The sequence below is a fragment of the Wolbachia endosymbiont of Laodelphax striatellus genome, assembly GCF_007115015.1.
GTDB lineage: Bacteria > Pseudomonadota > Alphaproteobacteria > Rickettsiales > Anaplasmataceae > Wolbachia.
The window spans coordinates 938,906-955,238 of sequence record NZ_MUIX01000001.1; the positions used below are offsets into that span (position 1 = coordinate 938,906).

At 33.1% G+C, this 16,333-nt stretch carries 15 protein-coding genes and 2 pseudogenes; 11 read left to right on the top strand and 6 right to left on the bottom strand.

All coding sequences use genetic code 11. The features are described 5' to 3' along the window. The first annotated feature begins 30 nt into the window (after nucleotides 1-30). The gene (locus tag BVG17_RS04450; RefSeq protein ID WP_017531903.1) at nucleotides 31-873 is read left to right on the top strand and encodes a ParA family protein; all 843 of its coding nucleotides are present in this window, start codon (nucleotides 31-33) and stop codon (nucleotides 871-873) included. Continuing rightward, nucleotides 870-1,745, top strand: coding sequence for a ParB/RepB/Spo0J family partition protein (locus BVG17_RS04455; protein ID WP_063630879.1), 876 nt, complete (start codon nucleotides 870-872; stop codon nucleotides 1,743-1,745). The genes BVG17_RS04450 and BVG17_RS04455 overlap by 4 nt, the downstream gene beginning before the upstream one ends. An 84-nt stretch (nucleotides 1,746-1,829) precedes the next feature. On the opposite strand, the gene ispD is transcribed toward BVG17_RS04455, so the two are convergent. Then, nucleotides 1,830-3,035 (bottom strand): 2-C-methyl-D-erythritol 4-phosphate cytidylyltransferase, encoded by a 1,206-nt coding sequence (gene ispD / locus BVG17_RS04460; RefSeq protein ID WP_063630878.1) that lies wholly within the window; start codon nucleotides 3,033-3,035, stop codon nucleotides 1,830-1,832. Between the two features lie 101 nt (nucleotides 3,036-3,136). Here ispD and BVG17_RS10500 point away from each other — a divergent pair. The 8 genes and pseudogenes from BVG17_RS10500 (at nucleotide 3,137) to BVG17_RS04500 (ending at nucleotide 10,193) form a co-directional block, all read left to right on the top strand. Then, a pseudogene (locus BVG17_RS10500) lies at nucleotides 3,137-4,024 on the top strand (alpha/beta hydrolase family protein). A gap of 49 nt (nucleotides 4,025-4,073) precedes the next feature. Further along, nucleotides 4,074-5,147 (top strand): AI-2E family transporter, encoded by a 1,074-nt coding sequence (locus BVG17_RS04470; RefSeq protein WP_026092617.1) that lies wholly within the window; start codon nucleotides 4,074-4,076, stop codon nucleotides 5,145-5,147. Between the two features lie 105 nt (nucleotides 5,148-5,252). After that, complete coding sequence (locus BVG17_RS04475; RefSeq protein WP_017531897.1) at nucleotides 5,253-5,888, top strand: HdaA/DnaA family protein; 636 nt, start codon at nucleotides 5,253-5,255, stop codon at nucleotides 5,886-5,888. 371 nt (nucleotides 5,889-6,259) lie between these two features. After that, nucleotides 6,260-7,246 carry a site-specific tyrosine recombinase gene (locus tag BVG17_RS04480; protein WP_063630877.1) on the top strand — a complete coding sequence of 329 codons (987 nt, stop codon included), beginning with the start codon at nucleotides 6,260-6,262 and terminating at the stop codon, nucleotides 7,244-7,246. Nucleotides 7,247-7,319: 73 nt separating this feature from the next. Beyond that, a complete protein-coding gene (gene tnpA, locus BVG17_RS04485) occupies nucleotides 7,320-7,754 on the top strand; it encodes an IS200/IS605 family transposase (RefSeq protein WP_143688839.1) in 435 nt (144 codons plus the stop codon). 78 nt (nucleotides 7,755-7,832) lie between these two features. After that, entirely contained in the window at nucleotides 7,833-8,558 is a 726-nt protein-coding gene (locus BVG17_RS04490; protein ID WP_063630977.1) for a lysophospholipid acyltransferase family protein, read from the top strand. A 43-nt stretch (nucleotides 8,559-8,601) separates the two neighbouring features. Then, a complete protein-coding gene (rpsT, locus tag BVG17_RS04495) occupies nucleotides 8,602-8,871 on the top strand; it encodes a 30S ribosomal protein S20 (RefSeq protein ID WP_007302369.1) in 270 nt (89 codons plus the stop codon). Nucleotides 8,872-8,951: 80 nt separating this feature from the next. Then, nucleotides 8,952-10,193 carry a citrate synthase gene (locus tag BVG17_RS04500; protein ID WP_063630961.1) on the top strand — a complete coding sequence of 414 codons (1,242 nt, stop codon included), beginning with the start codon at nucleotides 8,952-8,954 and terminating at the stop codon, nucleotides 10,191-10,193. A 44-nt stretch (nucleotides 10,194-10,237) separates the two neighbouring features. Here the strand turns inward: BVG17_RS04500 and BVG17_RS04505 are convergent, their stop codons facing one another. Both BVG17_RS04505 and BVG17_RS08815 read right to left on the bottom strand, forming a co-directional pair. Then, nucleotides 10,238-11,740, bottom strand: coding sequence for a hypothetical protein (locus BVG17_RS04505; protein WP_143688853.1), 1,503 nt, complete (start codon nucleotides 11,738-11,740; stop codon nucleotides 10,238-10,240). A 27-nt stretch (nucleotides 11,741-11,767) separates the two neighbouring features. Next, complete coding sequence (locus BVG17_RS08815; RefSeq protein ID WP_162848923.1) at nucleotides 11,768-11,941, bottom strand: hypothetical protein; 174 nt, start codon at nucleotides 11,939-11,941, stop codon at nucleotides 11,768-11,770. A gap of 615 nt (nucleotides 11,942-12,556) precedes the next feature. Between BVG17_RS08815 and BVG17_RS04510 the strand changes: the two are divergent. Continuing rightward, a pseudogene (locus tag BVG17_RS04510) lies at nucleotides 12,557-12,842 on the top strand (GIY-YIG nuclease family protein). Between the two features lie 313 nt (nucleotides 12,843-13,155). Here BVG17_RS04510 and BVG17_RS04515 read toward each other — a convergent pair. From BVG17_RS04515 to ruvA, 3 genes are all read right to left on the bottom strand, one after another. After that, the gene (locus BVG17_RS04515; RefSeq protein WP_063630963.1) at nucleotides 13,156-14,382 is read right to left on the bottom strand and encodes a hypothetical protein; all 1,227 of its coding nucleotides are present in this window, start codon (nucleotides 14,380-14,382) and stop codon (nucleotides 13,156-13,158) included. Nucleotides 14,383-14,649: 267 nt separating this feature from the next. Then, a complete protein-coding gene (gene ruvB, locus BVG17_RS04520; RefSeq protein ID WP_063630964.1) occupies nucleotides 14,650-15,639 on the bottom strand; it encodes a Holliday junction branch migration DNA helicase RuvB in 990 nt (329 codons plus the stop codon). Further along, nucleotides 15,636-16,208 (bottom strand): Holliday junction branch migration protein RuvA, encoded by a 573-nt coding sequence (ruvA, locus tag BVG17_RS04525; RefSeq protein WP_063630965.1) that lies wholly within the window; start codon nucleotides 16,206-16,208, stop codon nucleotides 15,636-15,638. The genes ruvB and ruvA overlap by 4 nt, the downstream gene beginning before the upstream one ends. Between the last annotated feature and the right edge of the window lie 125 nt (nucleotides 16,209-16,333).

Below are 16,333 nucleotides of genomic sequence, written 5' to 3' on the forward strand. Positions count from 1 at the left end.
TAGAGTTATTTTATACATAAGATAAAAGGCGTGAGCAAGATCATTGCAATAGTAAATCAAAAGGGTGGAGTTGGTAAAACTACAACTAGTATAAATTTATCAACAGCCTTTGCTGCTGTGGGAAAAAGTACTTTACTGGTAGATCTTGACCCTCAAGGAAATGCTAGTACAGGACTTGGGATTTCTTATCGTAGCAGGGAAGAAAAAAATATATATAAAATACTGCTGAGCAGCGAAAGTGAATTGGTGGAATCTGCAATTTTCAATATAAAGGAAATTCCAAATCTATCGCTGATTTCATCAGTGGTTGACTTATCAGCTGCAGAAATTGAGCTATCACAACTTGAGCAGGGAAAATTCGTACTAAAAGATACGCTGGAGAAAGTACGTAATAATTATGAGTACATAATCATCGACTGTCCTCCATCACTTGGTCTGCTTACTATCAATGCCCTGACCGCTGCTGACTCTATTATTGTTCCTCTCCAGTGTGAATTTTTCGCTCTGGAAGGATTGAGCCATTTAGTTAAAACTGTAGAGCTAATAAAAAGAAATAACCTAAACCCTTTCCTGTTAATAGAAGGAATATTGCTCACAATGTATGACAGACGCAACAAACTTAGTGAGCAGATTAAAAATGATATTTGCCAGTATTTAAGTGATAAAGTATATAAAACTATTATCCCATTGTATGAGACCATTATTCCACGTAATGTACGGTTATCAGAAGCGCCTTCTCATGGAAAACCTGCTATTGTATATGATCTTAAGTGTCCTGGTGCACAAGCATATATAAGTTTGGCAAAAGAAATTTTAAAGAAACATATGAGCATCTGTAAAGAGAAAAAGCTGATAAGTGAAGGTGCAGCGTGAAGGACAGTAGGCGTTTAGGTAGAGGTCTTGCTGGCCTCATAGGCAATAATTATGATAATAAAGAAGATCGACAAGAGTATTTGCCTATTTCATTACTGCACCCAAGCAAATTTCAACCGAGAAAACATTTTGACGAGGAGTCATTAAGAGAACTTGCAAATTCGATAAGGAAAAGTGGCATTATACAGCCTATCGTGGTACGCAAAGATTCAAATGATGATGGTTACGAAATAATAGCTGGGGAACGTCGTTGGCGAGCAAGCAAGATTGCAAATCTTGATAGTGCACCCGTTATCATAAAAGATCTGAGCAACAAGGAATGCTTGGAAGTATCCATTATTGAAAACATACAAAGGCAAGATATTAATCCAATAGAAGAAGGTGAAGCATATAGTAGACTAATGGATGAATTCTCCTATAAACATGAAGAATTAGCCTTAATTTTAGGCAAAAGCCGCAGTCACATAACCAATATGATTCGAATGTTATCACTCCCTGATGGAGTAAAAACAATGATCAACGAGAAAAAATTGTCTATGGGCCATGCAAGAGCGCTGGTTAATGTTAAAAATGCGGAAAGTATTGCAAAGAGAATAGTTTCTCAGGGCCTGAGCGTTAGACGAACTGAAAAATTGATAAAAGACTTACAACAAAATAATGATCAAAAAGAGCATAAGTGTACTAAAAATCAAGATATGGCAGTACTAGAAGGAGCTATATATTCTCAGCTTGGGTTAAAGATCAAAATTAATGACAGTAATTCTAAGGGTAAAGTCATGATACGTTATAACAACTCAAATGAATTGGATTTTATATTGAAAATTTTGAATAGAAAACTTGAATCAGCTATTAATGTCGAAAGTAGCTCATAGGAATTTCTTGACAAACCTTTCCACTTTCCTTGTAATGAAAGTGAAACAGTGGAGTTTGTCAAGTAAGTTATTTCTTTTCTACCTTCAATAAAAATTTGCATGCAATAGCACAGAAGCATACGTTGCTATTCCCTCATTTCTTCCAATAGAACCTAATTTTTCTGCTGTGGTTGCTTTGATATTTACGAATTCATCATTAATTTCTAATATTTTTGATATGAATTCCTTCATTCCTGCTTTGTAAGGCGATATTTTAGGCTCTTCACAAACTATAGTAATATCTAAATTAGACACGCTATATCCTTTTTCCTGTGCTTTTTTAGCAGCAAAGTCAAGAAAGTGAGATGAATTGCAATCTTTCCATTCAGAAGCATTGGAAGGAAAATGTTCTCCTATATCGCCACATCCCAGCGCTCCAAGTATTGCATCAACGATCGCATGTATTGCAACATCACCATCGGAATGTGCTTCTACTACCATGTTATGCTCAATTTCTACACCACAAATCTTTATAAAACTCTTAGCATCATTTTGAACTTTAACAAATTTATGTATATCATAACCAGCGCCAGCGCGAAATTTTGGCTCTTCAAAGAGAAGTTTTGCCATATTGATATCCTCTTTTGTAGTTAACTTAAAATTGTTTTTCTCACCTTTAATAATCTTAACATGTTTTTTGTACTCCACCATTATTGATGAATCATCAGTAAATTCTTTGACTGACTGATGGCACGATAATAATTCTCTGAAATTAAAAATTTGAGGGGTTTGTATGGCTCTAAGTTTTTCTCTTGAAATCGTAGATTCAACGAAATTATTACTCACCAACGATATAGTATCCTCGACTTCTATTGCCGGAACTACTCCTGTATATTGACCATTAATCATAGATTCAATCAAGTTATCTATTAGAATATTTGACACAAAAGGCCTACAAGCATCGTGTATAACGACGAAATCTGGATTGATCTTCTGCAAACTCTCCAGTCCGAGTTTAACTGAACTCTGCCTACTTTCTCCTCCGTATATTGGACTTAGTAATTTAGTATCTATAGTTGATGACGTAACTTCTTTATAGAAATCTTTTTGACTTTCATTTACTACCACTCTTATGTAACTTATGTACTGATTAGCTAAGAATTTTCTAATTGTGTGAAATAAAACAGACTTACCTGCCAGTTTTATATACTGTTTAGGGATTTTGGCATTGCATCTACTGCCTACTCCTGCTGCAACTATTAATGCTGCTATCTTGTATTCCTCAAGTCTGTTAGTGTGCATTCTTATCATTTTCGTTGTTAATACAAGTTATCTAGCATTTTAAAAAAGTTGATCCAATTCTCAAAAAAGAATATTCTTTTACTAGGTGTAATATATGCTAGAGGGAAATAATGCACGTTGCTAAGTATAATAAAGAAAATAAGATACATCTTATATTTTTTCATGGAATAGTGATAATTATAAAAATGCATCCAGGTATATACAAGATAGATCTACATATCTCCATAGGTCTAATTTCTACACTCATGCACATAAATACCCAATTGCATTTCAAAACTATATAACTTACGCAATAGCTAGTTTCTTGTTTTTAGGAACATCAATACTATTACCAACTTTAATGTTACTTACTAATCCAATGACATCTAGGACAGCAAGTTTAGCCATCTTAGCAGCTTTAACTTGACCTTTTTATCTGTACCACCACTCATGATTCCGTTTATAAATAAGAATCAAAGCTTGTCTCAGCTTTCAATAAAAGAAATCAGTAAATTAATTGACAATGGTGTGAAGCCTGAAAACATTATCTTCTCGGCCATTCCTTTGGAGGAGCAATTGCATCAGAAGTGCTGAAATATTTTATAGACAGAGATATTAAACTTGGAGGTATTATTTTTACCAGCACTTTCAGCTCTTTTCACAATGCAATAAAGCATTTTCGAATTCCTCAGACAAAAATTCTAAGCATACTACCCTCTTGTTTGTTAAAAAAAATGCTTAAGGTCCTAAATTTAGATTTTGGTATAGTAAGCAATATACAAAAGCTACAAAATGATAATATATCAATAGTGGTCATTAATCATGAAAGAGATACCTTAATACCATATCCTGCACAATTAGCAAAAGGACTAGAAGATAATCAATCGTTAAATAGAAATTTGACCAAAATCGTTAATTTGAAAAGCTTTGAATATGACCCGCACAACGGGGTTTTATCTGGTTGGGAATTGGATGAAAATTTAGCTGATCTAATACTTAATAAAACAATGAATAGATAGTATTTACAAAAAACTGTATATTTTTTGGTAAATCGACTATGTTAAACATATGCAAAAACGTCATATAACTATTTGTTGTGTAATACTTTTTATAATAGGGGCATTATTTTTGATGCGTCCTATGATTGTTCCGTGTCTAATATCCCTTTTTGTTGCACATTTGTTTAACCCGCTAGTAACCAAGTTTGAAAAATATAGAATACCGCGTTCATGTTCTGTAGTTTTTATAACACTTGCCTTATTGATAGCTTTTATATTAGTTATTACATTTGTTTTACCTATTATATATTTTCAAATTACTTTAATATTAAATTTCTTAGTGAATAAGATACCTTCATTAAAGCTTAAAGTGATTCCTTCTGTATTAGAATTTCTTAATATAAAAACTGAAGATAGTTTATTTGATCACTTGTCTAAAAATCTAGTAGAAAATTACAGTGATTATATATCTTATTTTATCAATGCTCTTAGCATGGGCAGCAATCTTATAATTCAAGTGTTAAGTTCAAGCTTTAGTCTGATTTACATTACATCATTAATATCTATTACGCTTGTGGTGTTTTTCTATGTATTACGTGATTGGCCTTTAATTGTAGAAAAAGCTAGTAAACTAATTCCCATTAGTTACAGAGAAAAAGCTGCAGATTATTTTTTCAAAGTAGATTTCATTATATCTAATTACCTAAAGGGACAGTTAAACGTATGTATATTCATGATGATCTTTTATTCCGTAGGCCTTAGCATAATCGGGCTGAAGCATTCTGTATCTATTGGAATTTTATCAGGAACATTAACATTTATACCTTACATAGGGCCATTATTATACACTATTATCGGATTTTTGAGCGCCATTACTCAATTTAGTGGATGGTTTGAAAGTGCTGCTGTCTTGCTATTATTTAGTGTTGGACAATTAATAGACTCAAGCATATTAGTTCCTTTATTAATAGGAAAAAAAGTTCATATACATCCAACTATCATTATTTTGGGAGTTGTCATATGTACCTCATATTTTGGGTTTATAGGTATATTATTTTTTATTCCAATAATAGCAATGTTCAGTGTATTAGTAGAATATGCAGTCAATAAATATTTTGAAAGTGAGCTTTATAAAAATGGCTAATTAGTTCACGATAAAAAGAAAAAGGATCTCTGATACATTTGAGAAATGCAAGTAAATTCTTATGCAAAAATTATTATCAAAAAGTAGAAATGTTAGAGGCTTTACGTGCAATTAAATTTATTTAACAATAATCAAGTTGATTATTGCTGGCAAAACTATATCACCTTAGACGAAAATAAGCACGTATATAACTCAATAGTTAATGATTTATCTTGGAAATGCCTGATTCTTTTTGGACCTAACAGCTCTGGAAAAACTCACCTTGCTCATATTTGGCAATCAATAAACAATGCAATTTTTATCAATGTGAATAATTTTGTAAGCGAGATTAGGTATAGCAATGCGTTTATTTTAGAAGATGTACAAAACATAAAAGATGAGGCAATGTTGTTACATTGTTACAATTATATGAAAGAAAATGATAAGAGATTGCTAATCACTTCTTCAATTTCACCAAAAAAGCTTAACTTCAAACTCAAAGATTTAAGCTCTCGAATATTGTCAACTATCAGCGTAAAAATTTTACCTGCAAGCGAGGAATTATTAAGAATTATGCTAATAAAACAATTTTCAGATAAACAATTAAAGATTGATCTAAAGGTAATTAATTATATTCTAGCAAGGATAGAACGTTCTTTCCACAGCATTAATAAAATTATAGAAAAAATAGATAGTGAATCTATAGGATCAAATGTAACCATTCCTTTTATTAACACTTTATTAAAAAAAAGTCCCAAGTGATTCCTTTTGCTGCAAGACATTTGTTATATATATTAAAAATTTATTAATACCCATACAATAATGAAGTTGAAATCACTATTTCTTTATGTTAAAATTATAATAAATACTATGATGTAATAAGAATGAACAGACATAGCTAAGGGATATTTTATATGATAGTAAAACTTACTTTACAGGATGTTTTTTATAGATTTGATGTTATAATTAAAATATGGTAAAAATAAGATCAAATTTAAAAAAAAGGTTAAAACAAAGGTTTGTAGTACTTACTTTATTGGTAAATGTTTTATTTATCTCATATTTTCTTATAAAAAATACAAAAAATACTTTTAATCAAATTATAGTCAAAGAAATAAACGTAGGAGATGATAATGAAAAATAAACAACCACAAAATAAAAAAGAGGATCTTTACATAACGTATTACATAGATACTTTGGTTTCCGAAAAATCTTCTACACAAAATACTTTGGAAAGTTATCGTTCAGATTTACACCAACTTGAAAAATTTTTATTAGAAGGAGGCACTACCTTAGTTGGTGCAAGTAAAGCTAATATTAAAGATTATGTAAACTTTTTACGTACAAAAAAGAAATATAAAACTAGCTCTATATCAAGAAAAATATCTGCTATCAAAAATTTCTATAAGTGCCTATTTAATGATGGAATAATAGATTTTAATCCAGCACCGGCTAATGATAATGAATTAAGAAATCCAAAGGTTTCCCGTCCTTTGCCTAAGTATTTAAGTGTTCAAGAAATATTTTTGCTCATGGAAACAGTAAAAAAATCAGCAAGCGGATCGAATAAAGAGATAAGCAGTAAAAGGCTATGTGCAATTTTAGATATTCTTTACTCTTCCGGGATGCGTGTTTCTGAACTAATCAATATGAAGTTATGTGGAGTATCACATTTAGTAAACAGTAATGGTAAGGAAGGCTACATAATAATAAAGGGAAAAAGTGGCAGAGAAAGGCAAATCTTTTTTAATCAACAAGCATTGCAAAGTCTTAAAAATTATTTATCAATTCGTGACAATCTGCTTCCTAAGAACAAAAAATCTGATTGGCTATTCCCAGGTGATAAACCTAATAAACCAATTACAAGGCAAAGAGTTGGTCAATTAATAAAGGAATTAGCAAGAAAGTGCGATATTGATGAAAATAAAATCTCTCCACATGTGATTAGGCATTCTCTTGCTACCCATCTACTGAATAGCGGAGCAAATATTGTGCTGATACAAAAAATTCTTGGCCATACTAATCTTTCTACAACACAAATATATACTCATATTGCTAACGAAAAGTTAAAGGACAAATTAGCTGATTCTCATCCTATTACTCAGATGATCAATAATTAAACTTATTGCTTTTAGTGTCCCCCTTCGGGGATTGTCTCGCCTTGAGGCGAAGGACAAGTTATAATAGTCGCGTATGCGACGTTATGGGTATAATGCACACTCTAAGTACGATATGAAAGTACACTTGGTATGGATTCCCAAATATCGCAAAAGGGTGCTAATAGGCCAAATTGGTGTTAGAGTTAGGGAGCTGCTAAGGCAGGTTACTATGGAAAATGAGATCCAAATTATCTCAGGCAAAGTTGCAGTAGATCATATTCATATGTTTATATCATATAAACCACAGCAAAGTGTTAGTAAAATTGTACAACTTTTGAAAGGAACAAGTTCAAGGTTGCTGATGCAAGATTTTGCAAGTCTAAGAAAGCACTTTTGGGGCAGGCACCTTTGGGCACGTGGATATTTAGCCGTAAGTTCTGGTACAATCACAGACGAGGTTATACAAGAGTACATATCTACCCAGGAAGGCGAGCCACTTCATGACAATGATCAATTTCAAATTGATTGAAATTTAACCCTTCACCTTGTAGGTGATGGTTGTTGAGTTTTGTAGTAAAGTTAAATTCAAATAAGTTTACGTGTGTTTGTGATTGCAAGTTTATTGTTTAATTTACTCCTTATATTATGGGAGGTATTCTATACTTTAATTACTCTCCCTGTAATTTTCTTTCCTGAGTGTGTAATAACCATTTTCCTTGTTTGCTCGGTGAGAGTTGTATTATTCATGTTGCGTTTATTATGTGGCATTAAATATGAAGTGAGGGGAATGGAAAACATTCCTAAGCAACCTTTTATAATTGCATCTAAACACCAATCTCCATTTGAAACATTTATTTTTATACTACTCTTTAGAAAAGCAGTTTTTATTTTAAAACGTGAATTGAAATGGATTCCATTCATTGGTTTGCATCTCATGGCATTAAAAATGATTTTTATTAACCGCTCAGATGGTATTAGTTCTGTGCGTCATATCATTAAATTAGCAAAAGTGCGTATAAAAGAAAATAGAAGCATAATAATATTTCCTGAAGGCACAAGAACGACTATAAACCAAAATATAAAATATCAATCGGGTATTGCTGCTTTATATAGCATATTATCTGTTCCTGTGTTACCGATTGCTTTAAACACTGGTTTGTTTTGGCCAAAAAGCATACTTTCTCTGAGAAAGAATCCCGGAAAGGCGGTAATAGAAATATTACCGCCCATATATCCTGGGTTAAACAAAAATGAATTCTTGCAAAGTTTAGAAAAAATCATTGAAGAAAGAAGTAGTAGATTAATTGCAGAAAAAACTGATATTGCAAATTAACAAAAAAACTTTATAATTAAAAGAAAAGTACAGGTATTAATATATGGCAAATCATAAGAGTGCTAAAAAAATGATGAAGGTAATAGCAAAGCGTACTTTAGTAAATAAGATGCGAAAAAGCAAAACTCGTACTGCTATTAGAAGATTAGTTGATATAATCAAGTCTGGTGATAAAGAGAATGTTGTCTTGGCATTTCGGAATGCTGAATCCAATTTACACAAATGTGTAAATAAAGGTGTCATTCATAGGAATACCGCTGCGCGTAAAATAAGTCGCTTAAATGCAAAAGTAAAAGCATTGATGACCGCTTAATACGGTTAATGTAAAGTTAGCTGTATTAATATATACTCTTCAGTTTGTATATTCTGTATAAAATTTAAGTAGCTCAAGTGATGGATAAAAAAGCATTATTGGAACTAAGTAATGGGTCAAAAATTGATCTGCCCGTATTAAGTGGAACAGTAGGTCCTGATGTGTTAAATATTAAGGATTTATATAAGAAGACAGGATTATTCACTTACGATCCAGGGTTTGTTTCTACAGCTTCATGCTCTTCTACAATTACATTCATTGATGGAGATGAAGGAGTTCTTAAATACAGGGGACATAATATAGCTGATTTGGCAGAGAATAATAATTTTACTGCTGTGATTTATTTATTGCTCTATGGTGAATTACCCAGTTCAGAGCAACACAAAAAATTTCTTCTCAAAATACAAGAATCATCCAAAGTATCAGAGCAAGTTACAAATGTAATCAAAGCATTTCCAAAAACTGCTCACCCTATGTCGATTTTAGTTGCATGTTTTGCAAATTTGTCAGCGTCTTACCATGAAATGCATGGCAACAATGTCAATGGTGAAGATTTAGATTTTGGAATTTCTGCAATAGCAAAAGTTCCTGCAATTGTTGCAATGATTTATAGACATATCAACAATCAGGAATTCATAAATGCTAATAATAAATTAAGTTATAGTGAGAATTTCTTAAATATGATATTTGGCAGTGCTGTTAATAATACCCTTTTTGTAAAAGCTCTGGATAAAATATTTACTCTCCATGCTGATCATGAACAGAATGCTTCTACAGCAGCTGTCAGATTGGTAGGGTCAGCTGGTTCTAATCTATTTGCAAGCCTGTCTGCAGGAGTTGCTACACTTTGGGGTCCAGCACACGGTGGAGCTAATGAGGCAGTTATAAATATGCTAAAAGAGATAGAGCAAAGTGGAGATGTAGATAGATTCATTGAGAAAGCTAAAGATGATAAAGATCCATTTAAGCTAATGGGATTTGGACATCGTGTTTATAAAAATTATGATCCGCGCGCGCTTATATTAAAGGATGCTTGTCATGAGATTTTAAGCAAACTAGAACAAAATAATGAATTACTTGAAATTGCAAAAAAACTTGAAGAAATAGCTTTAAAGGATGAGTATTTTATTACACGTAAGTTGTATCCAAATGTTGATTTTTACTCAGGTATAATAATGAATGCTATCGGTATCCCTTCAAGTATGTTTACACCCATTTTTGCACTTGCAAGAACCACTGGGTGGGTTACCCAGTGGTATGAAATGGTAAACGATGAAGAAACCAAGATTTGTAGGCCAAGGCAGCTATACCTTGGCAAATAAACTTTCATTCACAATTCGTCCTCAAATAGTCTAATTTTCTTTAGCTATGAAATACAGCATGAGTTTTTACTAATTGATGTACGCTTTTTTGCAGAATATTGGTCAAGCTGTGATATAGAAGGTTGGTCAAATGTTGTTTGGGGATTATTAGATCGTGCTGAAGATCGTGCTGAAGAAGCGCCAAGGCCACTATCTTTAGCCGAATTATCATCTTTAATTCTTTGTGCATCTTCATCATAGTAATTGAGGCCAAGTAATTTTCTTGAGTTTTTAGCATGTATAGTGCGACCCTTAAGTGAACCACCAAAACCACTATCTCCACTTGGTCCATCTATCTCTACTTTTTCAGAAGGGGCAAGAGTTTGTGATTTCATAGCTTGCACACGCGCAGGATCAATGGATAGCTTATATTCAACTTTATCTTCATATTTATCTTTACCTGTATCTTTATCTTTAACTTTATTTCCGATGATTAAAGAGCTCTTCATGATCTTATCCATCAGGCAGTAAGCAATGTCTGGGTTAGCACAATCTATTGCATACACTCCTTGATTGTCCAATTTCTGTGAAACATGACCCTCAACATTATTTAATATAACCATACCAAATATATTATTAACGTGCTCCGCTTCTTCTTTTGTTAAATATCTATCACCATTACTACCACTTACAATAGGAATTAAAACTGAATCTTCGTCACTGTCTGAGTAAGATGCACGCTCCGTTTCAACAACTGATATGTTTGCTTTACGAAACAAATCAACCACTGCAAATTTCAGCATGTCAATAACTTCAACCTTGCCTTTTGGAGTATCAAAACAACGACATGTCAAGTATTCTTCATGCCTTACTATGTCTTTGACGAACTTAAGATCATCAAAAACGCCTTTCTTTAAATATACACAATTTCCTTTCTCTTCTAAAAAATCCTTAGTTTTTTTAGGACCATTTTCATAACCTGTTATACTCGATGAAAGCAATTTTACAAAAGAACTTTGCAAATTGCTCTCAACACACTCCGCACCATATAGATAAGATCCCTTATCAAAGACTTTATCAATTATATTATAATCTATATAATCTTCTATCTCCTTCTCTATCTCATCTGATAGATCCTTACAACCTAGTTCCAATTTTTTGTCTTCTTTTTTTTGCTCTTTAATAAGATCTGTTGCAAATCGCGCAATTTCACTGGCTAGTAAAAACTTTAGATTAAAAACCACCTCTTTCCTAATTGGCACCAAAAATTTATTATCTTCAGCCAATTTCCCTTGATCAAAGTTAAAAGGAAAAAACTTTGTATAAAAACGATCATCAAGAATACTTTCATCCGGACAAAATCTTTGTATTATTTTTTTTTTCATACTGCTCAAGTACTTTATGCGCCAATCAAGAGTCATATTATTATCAAACAAGATAACAATATGATCTTCTTTGGAAGAAAAAGTACCGTCTACAGTACAATTAGTAAAAACATCATCACCAAAACGAAGAATACTATTAAATGCTTTTACTAACTCTCGATTTATTTTACTTTTATTAGGCATAACGCCACCCCCTCTAAACTAATATAATTATTTACTGCTGCCCTGACCACTAGATTGATTTTTCTTTCTTTCCTCTTCACGTCTAATCATGTCTCTAAAATCATCTATTTTCTTTGGATCTACTTTGCTCCGATCAACCCTTCCTCCTCCTGGAGCAGTATTATCAAATACTCTTTTGCCTGAACCATTGTTACCATGCATATCAACCTCTTAATTAAGTTATTATGTAATCAGTATATTAAAAATCAATTATAAGCACAAGCAGTTTTTTAACATAAATTTTGTTCACCATTTTTATACTCCTGGATTCCAGACTGGGATGACAAGAGAAGAAGTGCTAGGATAACAACTTTTTAAATTAAGTTTTCTGGATCCCAGACTGGGATGACAGGAAAATAGGCACTGGGATGACAAGAGAGAGCTACTTGTCCGCCATGTCATTCCAGCACTTGATGCTGGAATCCAGATGAAAAATGGATCCTAAACTGGAATGACAACTTTTTTAAACTAAGTTTTCTGGATCCCAGTGTCAGCTACTTGGATGACAGGAAAATAGGCACTGGGATGACAAGAGAGAGACCTACACTGGAATAACAACGGAGGGGCCACTTGCATGACAGCCTTTTAAAATTGGTGTGACACCTTTGTGGTACACAACCTTTGGTGCATTATGCACTCAAGACAATGTCATTCCAGCACTTCCTCTCTTGTCATTCAAGTAGCCTCTTTGGTATCAAAGAATAGCCTCTTTGGTGTCATCAAGTAGCTCCTTTAATGTCATTCCAGTCTGGGATCCAGTAAACTTATTTACTATATATGAAAAATTATTATATTTATATACTTGCAAGTGAACGCAATGGAACCCTATATACAGGTATAACATCAAATTTGACTAAACGAATTTGGGAACACAAAAGCAAAGCCATCTCTGGTTTCACGTCAAAGTACAATGTTTGTAAACTAGTCTATTTTGAAAGAGATAAATTTAGCAATTAGTAGAGAAAAACTCCTAAAAAGCTGGCAGAGAAAGTGGAAAATAGACTTAATTGAAAAAACAAATCAAGAATGGAAAGATTTATATGATGAAATTGTATCTGGATGACAGTGTCTGAGTACACAACTTTACGAACATTGTAATATGGCACATAATAAACGATCAGTGCTTGATCATCCAAGACAATGTCATTCCAGCGCGTGACGCTGGAATCTAGAAGAAAAAATGGATCCTAAACTGGAATGACAACTTTTTTAAACTAAGTTCCTGGATCCCAGACTGGGATGACAAGAGAGAGATCTACACTGGGATGACATCAAGCCACTTGGATGACACCCTTTTAAAATTGGCATGACAAAAAGATGAGCAGCACACACTAAAAAAAAGCACTCCAAAATCACACGCAAATTAAAGAAAACCTTTACACACCTCTCTCTTTGCTAACTGAAGAAGCGTGGTTTTCAACTCTTACACCATCAGTTAATCCTCCTGGCAATTCCACAGCAGCATTAGACTTTTGCTGATCACTAAGCTTTCTCTTGCAGGAAGATCTATTTAGCTTTTCTTTCTTTGTTCTCATTGTATCAACACCACATTTTTGTCTTTTAACTCTCCTGTGTTGCTTTGGAGCAGGTGGATAGACAGCTAATTTTGGTTTTTCATTTTTCTCTTCTTTTGCTTCTTTCTTTTCTTTATTCATTTTTTCCAGTTTTTGTACTTCACTATCTTTGTCACTTATAACAGGTTTAGGTAGAGTGTCTACTAATTTTTCTATAGGCTTTGGTAAAATAGCACGTTCTTGCTTATTCAGAGTGATTGGCATTGGAACTTGAGATGAAAAATTAAAGAGGTGAACTGGCGCAACTTCATTCACTTTTGTTTCTATTTCTTGACGAACTTCTTTTAATTCTGTTTTTTCTGCTTTTTTATCTCTTTTTTCTTCAGTGACATCTTGCTCTACTACTGCTGCTAAATCAACTGCAAAAATTTCTGCAAACATTGCAATGACTGAACCCACTAGAAAAGTTTGCAGCTTCAATTTTAAATTTTGCAACGCTTGCAAACGTTCGAGTATTGCTATTTCCTCTTCCGGAGATAACCCACCACTGAGTAATTTCTCCTGCAATTCTTTTATCTCTTTGTCTAGCCTTTTATCCCAACTTAAATCTTTTTTGAAGATCTTTTTAACTAATTCCTTAAGCTTATCACGCAAAAACTTAATTATCGAAAGAAGCAGATTTTTCTCTTTCTTCTCCTTGAGCATTTTGTAGACTTTCGGATCTACATTTACTTCAAAAAGATTAAAGAGGGATTCAAAGAAATTTGCAAATGCTCCTTGACTATCACCACAAAAGTAATCCTCATCGTCTTTTATCTGTAGCTCTACTTGAGGTAATGTTTCATCAATGCAACTCGCAGCCTGACGCTCAAGCTCTATTCTCTTGAGCTCAGCTTTCCTAGCAAGCTCCTCCATGAATCCTTTTAATTCATTGAGCTTCTGCTCTGCAGAGAGATCTTGCTCCCTAATTGGACTAATGAAGATTGAGCTACCGTCCTCTTCGTTGTTATTGATTAAAAAATTTCCCATTGCTTTTTCTCCATTAATTAAATTACTGTTTCTATAATTGTTTAGAAAGCTTTTCACCATTTTATCTTAAGTCTATAAAACACAATAACTCAATCTTACAATATGAAGTATTTAATAAGTATTAATCTTAAAAAATATCAATAAGTTATTGATATTTTTTACATTTATGCTATATACAGCCTAGCATATATTACGTAATTTTTCAAGAACATATTCACTATAACAGAAGACTTTCTTATTTGCCTCTAAAACACCTGCAAATCATATAATAAGAGAATATTATAATGTTTAGTGTAATACTATACAATGTGTAAATATAGTATAATACTAGCATACCACTGAATTAATGCTGAGATATTCCTTTGCTTGATCAGTTAAAACACGTCCTCTTGGTGTGCGCTTTACGAAACTGACCTTGATTAAATAAGGTTCTACCGTTTCTTCAATATTGCCAACATCTTCAGATAGTGCAATAGATATGGTGTCAATTCCAACAGGTCCTGAGGTGTTAAACAAAAATCTCAGATAATCCATATCTAATTTATTTAGTCCCATTTTATCTATACCCAATTTTGATAGTGCAGAACCGGCAATTTCACAGGTAATTTTTTTATCATCTTTTACTTCAACAAAATCTCTTATTCTTCTGAGTAATCTCAAAGCAATTCTTGGAGTTCCACGCGCACGGCAAGCAATTTCCTGCACAGCATCCTTTTCGATTTCAGCACAAAGAACTCTTGCACCTCTTTTGATAATATCAATCAGTTCCTCAAAAGAATAAAACTCAAGATGCAGGGGAATACCAAAACGATCCCTCAGCGGTGCAGAAAGCAGTCCAAGCCGTGTTGTTGCCCCAATCAGTGTAAATGGTGGTAAATCTATTCTTAAAGTTCTGGTAGATGGGCCCTCACCTACTAATACATCTAGGCAAAAATCTTCCATAGCAGTATACAAAACTTCCTCAATGCTACGATTTAATCTATGGATCTCATCGATAAATAGAACATCTTTTGCATTTAAAGTAGTGAGCACTGCAGCTAAGTCCCCAGCTTTACTAAGCAATGGACCAGAAGTTGCACGAAAGCTAACCCTTAACTCCTTAGAGACAATTTGTGCTAAAGTTGTTTTACCAAGCCCTGGAGGACCATAGAGTAATACGTGATCCAAAGCTTCAGCTCTCGTCTGTGCAGCATTTATAAACACTTTTAAATTTTGTATTAAGTCTTTTTGCCCGACAAAATCATCAAGTTGTTCAGGCCTGATATTTAAATTACGTACATCTTCAGAGTATTCCTTACTACATGATATTGACTTCATATTGTTTTAAGCGCCATACGAATAATATCTTTAGTGTCCAAGTTTGGTGATTCATCTTCTATTTTTTTTATTGTATCATAAGCTTTTGTTCTTTCATATCCAAGATTGATCAAAGCTGAAAGAGCATCTTCACTAATTGAGTGAAAGTGATTGCTATTTGTCTCTAATTTACTTACTTTGCCACTCAGCTCAGTAATAATTCGATTTATGAGTTTCAGGCCAAGTCCACTCATCTTAAGTGCTAGTTTATCCTCATTTATAATTGCCAAAAACAGTTGCTCTGGAGTTAATTTGCTCAAAATTGACATTGCGGTTTTATAGCTGACACCGCTCACTTTAACTAATAAACGCAGACACTGCTGTTCTTCTTTACTTATAAAACCATATAGCTGAGTAACGTTTTCTCTGCTATTTGCATAAGTGTCGATAAGTAATTTTACTCTACTCCCGATCGAACAAGCACTTAAAGTTTTGGCTGAAAGATATACTATGTAGCCAACATCATTCACATTCAGGATTATGTGATCGCTACACACCTCATCAACTATTCCACTTAGATTTCCTATCATTTTTAGTACTTTATAAAGTTCAGTTTAAATGCTCCTGAATCTTAGGTCAAGCAAACGAACATTATAGCAGTGGTTCCAGTTTCAATCATTGCAGACAGGTTTGCAGGAAATCTATTTGAATATAT